The sequence below is a fragment of the Vibrio sp. V31_P5A7T61 genome (assembly GCF_009904895.1).
GTDB classification, from domain to species: Bacteria; Pseudomonadota; Gammaproteobacteria; order Enterobacterales; family Vibrionaceae; genus Vibrio; species Vibrio metschnikovii.
Genome location: NZ_WXWI01000036.1, coordinates 1 through 12,232 on the forward strand (window position 1 = coordinate 1; position 12,232 = coordinate 12,232).

Annotated in this window: 9 protein-coding genes and 1 pseudogene; 9 read left to right on the forward strand and 1 reads right to left on the reverse strand. The window is 43.8% G+C overall.

Features of this window, described 5'->3' with window-relative positions; genetic code table 11:
- Nucleotides 1–670, reverse strand: a pseudogene (locus tag CAG58_RS09205) (IS4-like element ISVvu2 family transposase); the annotation flags it as partial.
- A 237-nt stretch (nucleotides 671–907) separates the two neighbouring features.
- On the opposite strand from CAG58_RS09205, the gene CAG58_RS09210 reads away from it, so the two are divergent.
- The 9 genes from CAG58_RS09210 to waaF all read left to right on the forward strand — a co-directional run bounded on the left by CAG58_RS09210 (nucleotide 908) and on the right by waaF (nucleotide 12,231).
- On the forward strand, nucleotides 908–1,582 hold the full coding sequence (locus CAG58_RS09210; RefSeq protein WP_161425023.1) for a YjbF family lipoprotein: 675 nt from the start codon (nucleotides 908–910) through the stop codon (nucleotides 1,580–1,582).
- A gap of 3 nt (nucleotides 1,583–1,585) precedes the next feature.
- Entirely contained in the window at nucleotides 1,586–2,410 is an 825-nt protein-coding gene (locus CAG58_RS09215) for a capsule biosynthesis GfcC D2 domain-containing protein (protein ID WP_161425022.1), read from the forward strand.
- A 2-nt stretch (nucleotides 2,411–2,412) separates the two neighbouring features.
- Nucleotides 2,413–4,575, forward strand: a complete 2,163-nt coding sequence (locus CAG58_RS09220; RefSeq protein ID WP_161425021.1) for a YjbH domain-containing protein — start codon at nucleotides 2,413–2,415, stop codon at nucleotides 4,573–4,575.
- Between the two features lie 182 nt (nucleotides 4,576–4,757).
- Nucleotides 4,758–6,302: a hypothetical protein gene (locus tag CAG58_RS09225; RefSeq protein ID WP_161425020.1), complete on the forward strand. Its 1,545-nt coding sequence runs from the start codon at nucleotides 4,758–4,760 to the stop codon at nucleotides 6,300–6,302.
- Nucleotides 6,303–6,451: 149 nt separating this feature from the next.
- Nucleotides 6,452–7,393 carry an ADP-glyceromanno-heptose 6-epimerase gene (gene rfaD / locus CAG58_RS09230; protein ID WP_161425019.1) on the forward strand — a complete coding sequence of 314 codons (942 nt, stop codon included), beginning with the start codon at nucleotides 6,452–6,454 and terminating at the stop codon, nucleotides 7,391–7,393.
- A 22-nt stretch (nucleotides 7,394–7,415) separates the two neighbouring features.
- Complete coding sequence (locus CAG58_RS09235) at nucleotides 7,416–8,582, forward strand: nucleotide sugar dehydrogenase (RefSeq protein ID WP_161425018.1); 1,167 nt, start codon at nucleotides 7,416–7,418, stop codon at nucleotides 8,580–8,582.
- Nucleotides 8,583–8,789: 207 nt separating this feature from the next.
- Entirely contained in the window at nucleotides 8,790–9,755 is a 966-nt protein-coding gene (lpxM, locus tag CAG58_RS09240; protein WP_161425017.1) for a lauroyl-Kdo(2)-lipid IV(A) myristoyltransferase, read from the forward strand.
- A gap of 120 nt (nucleotides 9,756–9,875) precedes the next feature.
- Nucleotides 9,876–11,147, forward strand: a complete 1,272-nt coding sequence (locus tag CAG58_RS09245) for an O-antigen ligase family protein (protein ID WP_161429647.1) — start codon at nucleotides 9,876–9,878, stop codon at nucleotides 11,145–11,147.
- Between the two features lie 37 nt (nucleotides 11,148–11,184).
- Nucleotides 11,185–12,231 carry a lipopolysaccharide heptosyltransferase II gene (waaF, locus tag CAG58_RS09250; RefSeq protein ID WP_161425638.1) on the forward strand — a complete coding sequence of 349 codons (1,047 nt, stop codon included), beginning with the start codon at nucleotides 11,185–11,187 and terminating at the stop codon, nucleotides 12,229–12,231.
- Nucleotide 12,232 lies beyond the last annotated feature (1 nt).

The following is a 12,232-nucleotide window of genomic DNA, read 5'->3' on the forward strand; positions in this document are numbered from 1 at the left end:
TATTTGCCCAGCGATGAAGAAGACTAAGAGAGTAAAACCCTCTGTCGAACATTGTGAGACTGTAGTCTGGTGTTGTTTCAATCAACTGTTCCGCCAATATCATCTCATTGGTTTTGTAACTCGCGAAAGCACTGGCGACCAGCATGTGACTGGTCAACTCCATCTGGCAAACCATACGCACCTGAGGAAAGCTACCTTCACCATTCTGATTTGATGCAGATTGAAACGCATCACGGTTTTCCTTGGTGTCTGGCGTTCGCCATACCACACCATCGACAGCGAGGAGTTTTAATCCACACCAAGTCGGATGGTCAGCTGTTTTATTCCATAAGCTCTGGCTTTGATGGAATACTTCTTTCATTGCATCAGCCCCGAGCCGTTGTCTCGCTTGAACGATAGCGCTAGGGGCAACCAGACTTCGTTTCCCGGGCAACATTAATTGTGCTTTGGAGACAATTGACCACAAAGGCTCTTGTCGGTAAAGCGACATAGCAACGACCGCCCAAACGGCCATGTCGAGAGGGATACGACGTTTACGAATAGTGGCCACACCGGAAGCTTCTAAGCATTGGTTGATGAAATCAGGACAAAGAATGTCACTGAGTTTTCCAAGTTGTTCAGTATTGGGGGCGTAACGCTTGGCGAGTGTTAGGGCTGTAGTTAATTGCAAAATAAAAGGCTCAAAGTTTTAGGAACTTAGAGCCTTTATAAGCCATCTGTAGGATCGTTCAACCGATCATTTATCTCTTAACTGATCGGCATTACCCTGTGCGGCTTTATTTTTTATTATCTCTATCAAGATATTAGTGATGGTGTATAAATTGTGTAAGTATCCCTCTGATATTGTTGATTAACTCACCACATTACCGTTATTCTTTGTCGACTTGCCTGTATTAAGGATTGTGATATGCGCTTAGCCCATCACGGCTTGCTTATTGTTACGCTTGCGCTCAGCGGCTGTGCGCCGCAAACGCAACATATTTCAGAAACACTCTCAGTGGCTTTATTTGGGGTCAGTGATGAACGCGCTACCGTGGATTACGCCCAAACGCTGCCTTATGCGTCTTTATTTGCTAGCTTAGATAACGCGCCTCATGCTCTGTTAGTGTTAGCTTGGGATGAGCCAGGACAACATAACGCGCTGGCTTTAAAATGGATTTCGGCTCAGCAAGAGCTCATTGTTACTGAAGCGGGACGCATTACCAAAACGGTTAATTTGGTGGTCGGCAACCTTCAACATCTCTATGCCAGCGAACCCGACCCGCTAAGTCAAAATCTGTTGCTCGATAGCACACCGAAAACTTGGCGTTATCAATTAAGTTGGCAAAATACTCAGCGTCATCAGCAACCCGCGGTTTCGACATTTATTATTCATCCGCAACAAGAAAAAGCCTTGCCTAATGGCACTCAGTCTCTGATTTGGGTCGAGGAACAAGTTTCATTACCACTAACCAAGCAACGCTATACCAATCACTATTGGCTAAATCCAACGAGCGGCAAAGTGATTGCCAGTGAACAGCGTTTGGGACCAAACGGGTCTCAACTGGCCTTATCCATTGCTAAACCTTTTGCAGGAGAATAAACCATGCGCTTTGCGTTATTGTTCATGCCATTCTGGCTTCTGGTTAGTCAATCTAGCTTGGCAAACACAACGGTTTCTCATCCTATTTCAGGCTCTCGTAGCAATGATTCAACCTTTAGCGCACAAGTGGCAATTTCAACCGCTCCACCGATGCTTAATTTGGTTGCCGAAGGCCCAGTACGTTTAGAGGCGATGATGATGGAGGCGCTGCACGCCCAGCAACCCATCTTAAGTACCTTACGGGTCGATTGGCAGCGCGCCGCTTTGTTTATGCTCACCACGCCTTTTACCCAACAAACGCAAGTATTAAAACAACTGGCCCTGCAACAAGACAATATCTCTGCGGATCAAGCCCGAGCTTGGGAGCAGTTACGTAACCAATTGCGACGCAGTGAATTTGCTCAGCGTGAGTTTATCCCTCTTGATCCGGATGTGATTCGTGTTGTTGATCGGCACAACCCATTATTGCAAGGACAGTTTGCCCTTCATTTACCACTGCTCAGCGACCAAACGAGTGTCTCAGTATGGGGAGCGGTTAACGAGCCTACCCGTTTTGAATGGCAAGCCAATTTCAGTGCCAAAGATTATGCCCAGCAGGCACAGTGGATAAACCCGAGATTAAGTACCGTGGTGGTGATTCAGCCAAACGGCGATGTGCAATCTCACCCGGTTGGCTATTGGCAATCGCAGTCTCTGCCCATTCAGCCTGGTGCAATTATCTACGTTCCCTTTACACGCAGCCTGCTCGCTTCTCTGTCACGCTCAGAGTTAGATCAAACCAATCAGCAAGTGGTTGAATTGCTTCGCCACCTTTTGCCTACTGAGTAACCATGATGATGTTAACTAACGGTTTATTTAAATATTTAAGCTACACTGGTGTCTTATTGTTGACCCTCCCCGCCACCGCGCATCAGTACACTCAATCGAACTTTGGTGGCACTGGATTAATGCAAATGCCCAGCGCGCGCATGCAGCCAGAAGGGGAATTTAGCGTTGGTTTTAACCATAACGATGTCTATGATTTCTATACCGTTACTGTCCAGCTCTTTCCATGGTTAGAAACCACTGCTCGTTACGCTCAAGCGCACGATCTGTTGTATAGCGAAGACCCCTCTTTTAGCGGCAATACCAAATACACCGACAAATCGTTTGATATGAAGGTACGTTTGTTAGAAGAGAGCTACTGGCTGCCTCAAGTTTCCGTTGGTTTTCAAGATTTTGCAGGTACAGGACTGTTTGATGGTGAATATCTTGCGGCCAGTAAACGCTGGGGACCACTTGATGTTACCCTCGGTATTGGCTGGGGATATGTCGGTAACCGAGCCAATCTACGCGGTGATAAGTCGTTATCGGCTGACTGTGGACGAGATACCAGCTTTAAAACCGGTGGCGGCGATTTTAATATCGATCGTATGTTTAGCGGTTGTATGGCACTGTTTGGCGGCATTGAATATCAAACGCCTTATCAGCCATTGACCTTAAAAATTGAATACGATGGCAATGATTATCGCAGTGATTTTCCGGTCGAAAGGGGTAAAAACTCAATGACCCAATCAACGCCATGGAATGTTGGGCTTAATTATGCGATGACCGATTGGGCCAGCCTTCGTCTCAGTTATGAGCGCGGTAATACGCTTAATCTAGGGGTTAGGCTGCACAGCAATTTCTCTTACATTAAACCATTGTGGCTTGATGAACCCAAACCCGCTTATCAACCCAATGAACCTCGCACTCAGCTCAGCAATGAAGAGTGGCAAGCCTTGACCGAGGAAGTGGCTCAAGTCGCGGGTTATCAATCGGTTCGGCTCTACCAAAGTGATGACGCGGTGACAGTGACGGGCGAACAAAAGCGCTATCGAGATCGTCAAGAAGCTCATGAACGAGTCGCGCGCGTTGTGCTTAATAGCGGCATTGATACCGATGAACTGCGGATCATTGAAACGCGTAATCAACAGCCATTAACCGAAGTCGTTATTAACCGTGAGCAAGCTCATCAGGTTCTGAACCAAGCCTATATTGGTAGTCATATTGGTGATGCCAGCACAATCCAAGAGCCGTCGCCGATTGTCGGTGAACAACATACGCATCAAGATAAAGCGTGGGACTTTGGGCTCGCACCAGTATTGCAACAATCGTTTGGCGGATCTGAAAGTTTTTATCTGTATGCGATTGGCGTACGCGCCGATGCCAGTTGGCGCTTAGATGATCACTGGCTACTGTCTGGTAGTTTGTATGGCAACATTTACGATAACTACGACAAATTTAACTATACCGTACCGCCAGATGGTACCGATTTAAAACGAGTTCGCACCCTCAGCCGAGAGTATTTAGAAGACACGATTCGAGTTAACCATGCTCAGTTAACTTACTTTGATCACTTAGGCCACGGTGTGTATAACCAGTTCTATGGCGGTTACTTAGAGAGTATGTTTGCCGGTGTCGGAACCGAATGGCTCTATCGGCCACTCAATGATAACTGGGCATTTGGGGTTGATATTAACTACGTCGCGCAACGTGAAGCGGGATCCGCTTTTGGTATTTACCGTGATGAAGTCCAGTACGATAAAACCCTTAATCGCAATTATCGAGTACAAACCGGCACCGCCACTGGCCATGCCACGCTGTATTGGCAGCCGCAATTTTGGTCATTACTGGATAACAGCTTATTAAAAGTCAGCGCTGGACGTTATTTGGCAGAAGATATTGGCGTCACTGTCGAGTTTTCTAAGCAATTTGCCAGTGGCGTGATTGTTGGCGCTTTTGCAGCGAAAACCGACCTCTCTGCTGATGAATTTGGTGAAGGTGGTTTTACTAAAGGCTTTTATATTTCAGTCCCACTAGAGATGATGACGGCGAAACATAATACCAACCGCGCGGCGATCAGTTGGATGCCGATTCAACGTGATGGTGGGCAAATGCTCGGTCGTCAACATAGTTTATTTGGTATGACGGACGCAAGAAGCCCATGGTATGAAAAACCGGTGAGTCGATAGAAGGTTCTAGGTTCTAGGTTCTAGGTTCTAGGGTTTGCTTTTCCTAGGACCTGCTTTTCCTAGGACCTAGAGCCTATGCCCTAGGACCTAGGCCCTAAGCTCTTTTCATGGCCCGATTTTTGCTTTATTTTCGTCAATGAGATTCAGCAACGTCAATTGGCGACATTCAGGGACTTCATACTATGCAAAAACAAATTATAACCAGCGCTATCGCCCTTACCCTATTCGGCTGTGGCGGCGGAGAGAGCGGCAACTCTGGCAACCCAACGCCACCGGTAAAAAACTATACGATTGATTTTTTGGGTACTGATTTTCAAGCTACTACGGGTGACTGCCAAATTTTTGGATACGGCCCTGAAAAAGAAAATGGAGAGCGCGATAAAATTATCGCCTTTCCTGTTGAACCCACAAAAGACTACAGTGTGATTATTCACAATCATGACGGAAGCGTACGGAAGATATTTGAAAATACAAATTTATCATCAAATAAGTTGAGTTTTGCCCAAAATGAAATTCCTAACGATGGTTACGTAAGCTTTGCTAAATTTAATACTAACGGTATTAGTCATGTCACAACTTTTGCAAAAGTCCTACTGCCTGATTCATTTTTTGTATATACCGATCAAGCTAAAAGACCAAGCGATCCATGCTTAGGTTCCAGCAATGCTAATCCAGTAAAACGTGAAGTCGCTGGATTTATCACACCAAAATCAGCTGGTATAAAGCATCAATATTCGGGATTTAATACGGTATATCAAGATCTAAACGCAGATTTAGCGGAAAATTATTTACAAGATAAGTCTGGTGAGGACGAAATAGAGTTTGTAAGCCAGCAGCTCCCCTTACTCGCTATCACTTATGAAACAACTGAATCAGGTAACCAACTTCTTCCACCAAGAAGCTTTAAATTTATCGATTTTAATCAAAGAGGTACCAAAGGCAACTCAATACGACTCGATAATCAAGAAAATCTCATAATCGACTATAATAATGATGCAACATTGACTAGTGATTTAGTTATTAAAAATGCCTTATTATTTGTCAACGGCAAGCAGCAATTAGCACGTGCTAATTATGCTTATTTATGGCAGCCACTAATCAAAGATGGCATTGTTATAAATGATAAATTTAGTTATGCAGAGAGAATTGGTGATGACAATTACTATCTCTATTTAGAGGGGAAACAAGATCTCCCTAACGCTTTCACCTACTGGGGGGTAACACACGTTGTTCAAGGCACAGTCAATAAGGGGGCCAGCCTTGATGCAGATAAAGTGTTCGACCGGATACCAGAAGCAAATCGGCCTACACTCAATAAGTGTACTACTGACCCTCAGCGCCAATGCTTAACCATTAATACTGGGAGTTTATCAGCAGCAGCGGGCGCTCAGCGAGCATCATTAAGCGCAACACTTACTATAGACTCAACCAGATCCCTAAGGCAGGTATTTTATACACCCATTCAGTCAACACTACCGATATTGAAGTTTAATAATACGGATATTGATGAGGGTTTAGAGCAAAAAGCTGCAAGCGTCTCCTTTATGGTTAGTGAATCACCTGAAGTAAAAGAAGCCTTTTTATATCAACATCAGAACTTAGCAAAACCAAGTCTGTCAGATCTCTCGGTTGATTTTATCCCACTCCTCAAAAACATCGCTGCCCAGCAAGATCAACAAGACTTGCTTAAACGCCAACCTTATACCTGGGTATGGTTAGAAGAATAAAAGAAATAGAGATCTAGAATCTAGAATCTAGAATCTAGGATCTAGGATCTAGGGCCTATGAACCTAGGTCCTAGATTCCTAAACCTTCCCCACCTCCCCCTTTCCTGCTACTATTTTGTGAGACTTTTTAGCATAAGGTAGAACAGGTTATGATCATCGTCACTGGCGGTGCTGGCATGATTGGCAGCAATATTATCAAGGCCCTGAATGAACGCGGCATTAGCGATATTTTAGTGGTAGACCATTTAAAAAATGGCCGTAAGTTCAAAAATTTAGTCGACTTAAACATTGCCGACTATATGGATCGTGATGATTTTCTGACCCAGATTATGGCCGGGGATGATTTTGGCCCAATTGATGCCGTATTTCATGAAGGCGCGTGCTCTGCGACGACCGAGTGGGATGGCAAATATGTGATGCTCAATAACTACGAATATTCTAAAGAGCTACTGCATTACTGCCTCGACCGTGAAATCCCATTCCTTTATGCTTCCTCGGCGGCAACCTATGGCGATACCGATACCTTTATTGAAGAGCCACACTATGAAGGTGCATTAAACGTTTACGGTTATTCCAAGCAGCAATTTGATAACTATGTCCGCCGCCTATGGCAAGACGCTGCCGAGCATAAAGAAAAGCTCTCGCAAATTACTGGCTTTCGGTACTTTAACGTCTATGGCCCACGTGAGCAGCACAAAGGTTCAATGGCCTCGGTCGCTTTCCACTTAAATAATCAAATGAACGCTGGGGAAAATCCAAAGCTGTTTGCGGGTAGCGAACACTTTAAACGCGATTTTGTTTATGTTGGCGATGTCGCAGCGGTCAACTTATGGTTTATGGACAGTGGCGTATCGGGCATTTTTAACTGCGGTACTGGTAATGCAGAATCGTTTAATGAAGTCGCCAACGCCGTCATTAAGCATCACGGTAAAGGGCAAGTAGAAACGATCCCCTTCCCTGAGCATCTAAAAGGTGCTTACCAAGAATATACGCAAGCGGATTTAACCAAATTACGCGCCGCAGGTTGTGATGTGACATTCAAAACCGTTGCTGAAGGTGTCGCTGAATACATGGCGATCATCAATCATTAATTTGTTGAGAGAGGATGATACTGTGAAAATAGCCGTTGCAGGAACAGGCTACGTGGGCTTATCAAACGCCATGTTGCTCGCTCAACACAATCAGGTGGTTGCCGTTGATATCATTGAAGAAAAAGTTGCGATGCTTAACCAAAAGCAATCGCCGATTGTTGACCACGACATTGAGGATTTTCTGCGTAACAAAAATCTTAATTTTGTTGCCACTCTTGATAAAATCCAAGCTTATCAAGACGCGGATTTTGTGATTATTGCCACGCCAACAGATTATGATCCAACGACCAACTACTTCAATACCGCCTCTGTTGAAGCGGTGATTCGTGATGTGATGGCGATAAATCCTAATGCGGTGATGGTCATTAAATCTACCGTTCCGGTTGGTTATACAGAGCAAGCTAAACAGCAGTTCCAGTGTGAGAACATTCTCTTTTCGCCTGAATTTTTGCGTGAAGGAAAAGCCTTATACGATAATTTGTATCCCTCTCGCATTATTGTCGGTGAGCAGAGTGAGCGGGCGCAGGTGTTTGCCAATCTATTATTGGCAGGAGCGATCAAAGATCAGGTTCCTGTACTGTTGACCAATTCCACTGAAGCCGAAGCGGTAAAATTGTTCTCCAATACCTATCTGGCGATGCGTGTGGCTTATTTTAATGAGCTCGATACTTATGCTGAAGTGCATGGCTTAGATAGCCGACAAATTATTGAAGGGGTTGGATTGGATCCGCGAATTGGTAACCACTACAACAACCCTTCATTTGGCTATGGCGGCTATTGTCTACCCAAAGATACCAAACAGCTCTTAGCCAATTATCAAGCGGTGCCGAATAATATTATTGGCGCGATTGTCGATGCCAACCGTACTCGCAAAGACTTTATTGCTGATTCAATACTAAAACGTAATCCCAAGGTGGTTGGTATCTATCGGCTGATCATGAAAACAGGATCGGATAATTTCCGCGCTTCAAGTATTCAAGGGATCATGAAACGCTTAAAAGCCAAAGGAATTGAAGTGATTGTCTATGAGCCGGCACTCAAAGAGAGTCACTTCTTCCATTCACAAGTGATCAACGATTTAAATGCGTTTAAGCAAGCGGCTGATGTGATTGTCTCTAACCGTATGACCGATGATCTCAAAGATTGTGCTAGCAAAGTGTATACCCGTGATCTGTTCGGCAGTGATTAGTCTCTAGTGCTATTTAGCCTTTACTCCTACTCTTGCATAGTCGTGGTGCAACAATTGCGCCGCGACCATCACGGCGCCTTTTATATCGTAACCTTATAGAGAGCACTGCCTATCACTTTGTCAGATTGTTTCTATTACGCTCTGTAGGAAGCTGCTATACTTCGCTGATAATTCAAACAATATTTTCGCTTTTATATTGGGTAGTTTATGTCTTTACCACGCAATGACTTTGATCAATACGCCTATAATCCAAGGTTTCAATGGCGTTTTTTTCACCCTCGTTACTGGGGAACGTGGCTAGCGATTCTCATCGCTTGTCTGATCAGTTTTCTACCTACCAGCTTTAAACGCACCATCGCCCATGGACTTGCTCGTTTAGCCGTTAATGTGAAAAGTAAAGCCAATAACCGCGCCAGAGTGAATTTGGCGATGTGCTTTCCAGATAAAACTGAGTCTGAACGAGAAGCTATTCTGAGCAAAATGTACGTCACTTCAACGATGTTTTTGATGAGTTTTCCTTCAATTACATTAAGAAGTAAACAATGGCTCGAAAAGCAAACGACGGTCAGAGGGTTTGAACATCTCGATCAGGTACTCAAGCGTGGAGACAACGTTATTCTTTTATTACCACATACTTGGTCGATTGATATTCCTGCGATTTTTTTAGCCTCTCAAGGTTTACCGATAACGGCTATTATCAAACAACAACAAAACCTACTTTCTGACTGGTTGATGCATAGACAACGTGTACAGTATGGTGGACGTATCAATCAACGAGAGGCGGGTATAAAGCGCTTTATTCATGCTATTCGTAAAGATGGTTATTTAGGCTATTACTTACCCGATGAAGATTTAGGTCGTGAGCACAGTGTGTTTGTTGATTTTTTTGCAACCCAAAAAGCGACTATGGCAGGATTAGGACGTTTAACCACGTTGAGTAAAGCAAAAGTTGTCCCTCTGTTCACGATGTTTAACACTGACACAGGGGGTTATGAACTGGATTTTTATCCCCCCTTACCCTTTCCAACTGGCGATGAACAACAAGATGCGCGAATGATGAATGAGTGTATTGAAGCGTATGTCACCGAGCGTCCAGAGCAATATATGTGGATTTTACGTTTGTTAAAAACCCGCCCTAACTCAGAGGTGAATCCTTATAATGCAAATCAATAAATACACATCTTTTGCTATGATAGACAATGGCTATCCTGCATCACAGATATGCAGCAACAAAAATCACTCATATACTATCGTTGAAAGTGAAAAAAGCATAACTTACATAAGTGAACGCCGATGATAAAGCCATATAATACGCGCTATAATAATCTAATTTCTCTAGTCCTATGCAGCTTCCCAGTATTTTGTTTAGCGCTGGGTAAAGGCTACAATTACCCAGCTATTTTGCTTCTGATTACTTCACTGCTAACGTTCTCTTATTGGGTAAAAAAAGCCACCTTTACTCGTCCTGTTATCATTATTAGTATTACATTTATTGCTTACTTTTCTTCTTATCTTCTATCTTGGTTTGTTTATGGTGGAAAGCCATCAGATTTAGATCAGGCGAGTCGATTTATTCTTGTTCTACCCATTTTATTTATGCTAATTCACTTTCGAATTCGATCTCAATGGTTTTTTTATTCATTATGTATCGGGGCGATAATCGCTGGAATTATCTCTATCATTCATGTTTACCATATGGACTTCTCACGGGCATTTACTGGGCAAAATAGTCATTGGTGGCTGAGAGGTTATATGCCGATTCAATCTGGCAATATGGCAATGACGTTAGGTTTTCTTGCCCTAGCAATCAGTTTTTATGCTTTAAAAACACGTCAATTCACTTTGCTCATCGTCAGTTTACTAGGTAGTTTTGGTGGGGTGCTGGCGAGTTTTCTATCAGGAAGTAGAGGAGCATGGATTGCGGTACCTTTTGTCTTACTTTATTTACTCTGGGCTAATAAGTCATTGTTGAGTAAAAAGATAATTGTGATCATCTCAGTAATCACTATTGGCATTGCCTTAACTATTTCATCGATTGACCGCGTACAAGACCGTGTCGCTACGGCAGTGCATGAGATTCAACAGTATGAGCAAGATAATCGATACTCGTCATTAGGCATACGATTCGAGCTGTGGAAAAACGCCCTACTGACGTTTAAAACTTCTCCGCTCATTGGCGTTGGTGAAGTAGAACGTTACACGCTACAAAAAATACATGGCGATCAGGGTCTTATTGACTACAAGGTTGCTCACAACTTTTTTTCTCATGCACATAACCAATATTTAGAAGATCTTTCAATTCGTGGTTTAGTGGGCTTGATAGCTTTATTAGCCCTATTTTTGATACCATTAAAATTAAGTACTTCTCGTTACGTCAACCCGCGAAATCCTAAGCATCAATTAGTTTCCCAATTGGTGACTGTGCATATTCTGTTATTTATTTTTTATCAGCTGACTCAAGCAATGTTTAGCCACAACTCTGGAACCATTTTTTTCTCGGTCATGACGGTAGCACTGTTAAGTTTAGTTTACACTATAGAACCATTAGAAAATGAGCAAAATTAAAGCGATGTCTCATCGTACATTTAATAACAGAAACAACATGAAAATTCTAATCATTGGCCCATCTTGGGTGGGCGATATGGTGATGTCGCAATGTTTATATATCACCCTTAAACAGCAGTATCCGAATGCTTTGATTGATGTTATGGCTCCCGCGTGGTGTAAACCGATTTTAGAACGTATGCCTGAAGTCCATCGCGCATTAGAACTGCCTTTTGGCCATGGCGAATTTAATTTTTTTGCTCGTCGAGCTCTTGGGCTATCCCTACGTGGTCAATATGATCACGCCTACGTTCTACCTAATTCGGCTAAATCAGCTCTGATCGCTTGGTTTGCGCGTATCCCTGTACGTACAGGCTGGAAGGGAGAGATGCGCTATGCTCTTTTAAACGATCTTCGGAGCAATAAGAAGCAGTTCCAATATATGACCGAGCGTTACGTCGCACTGGCTTACGATAAATCAACCATGACTGGCTCTGATGCTTTAGGGGGCTTAGATAAGCTACCAAAGCCTAAATTGACCATTACACCAGAGCAACAGCAAACTACCGCTAGAAAGTTTTCTTTATCGCAAGGTGATACCGTTGGCCTTTGCCCTGGCGCCGAATTTGGCCCCGCCAAACAGTGGCCAACCGCTCATTACGCCCAAGTTGCCACCTATTTGCTGCAGCAAGGTAAGCAGGTATGGTTATTTGGTTCAGCAAAAGACAGCGTGACGACTCAAGCGATTATTGAACAGGTTCCGGAAATACTTAGAGCCAACTTGGTTGATTTAGCTGGAAAGACCAGCTTAATTGAAGCCGTTGACTTACTCTCTTGCTGCCAAACCGTGATTAGTAACGACTCGGGGTTAATGCACGTGGCTGGGGCTGCCGGCTGTCAGGTTATCGGTGTTTATGGCTCAACCTCCCCGCATTACACGCCTCCTTTAGCGAAGAAAAGTGCTATTGTCCATACAGACATAGAGTGTCGTCCTTGCTTTAAACGTGAATGCCCTTATGGCCATTTAAAGTGCCTAACTGAGTTAGCACCACAACAAGTGATTATGGCCTTGCAGACCTTTGAGTCGTCAAGTGTGGAGCTATAAC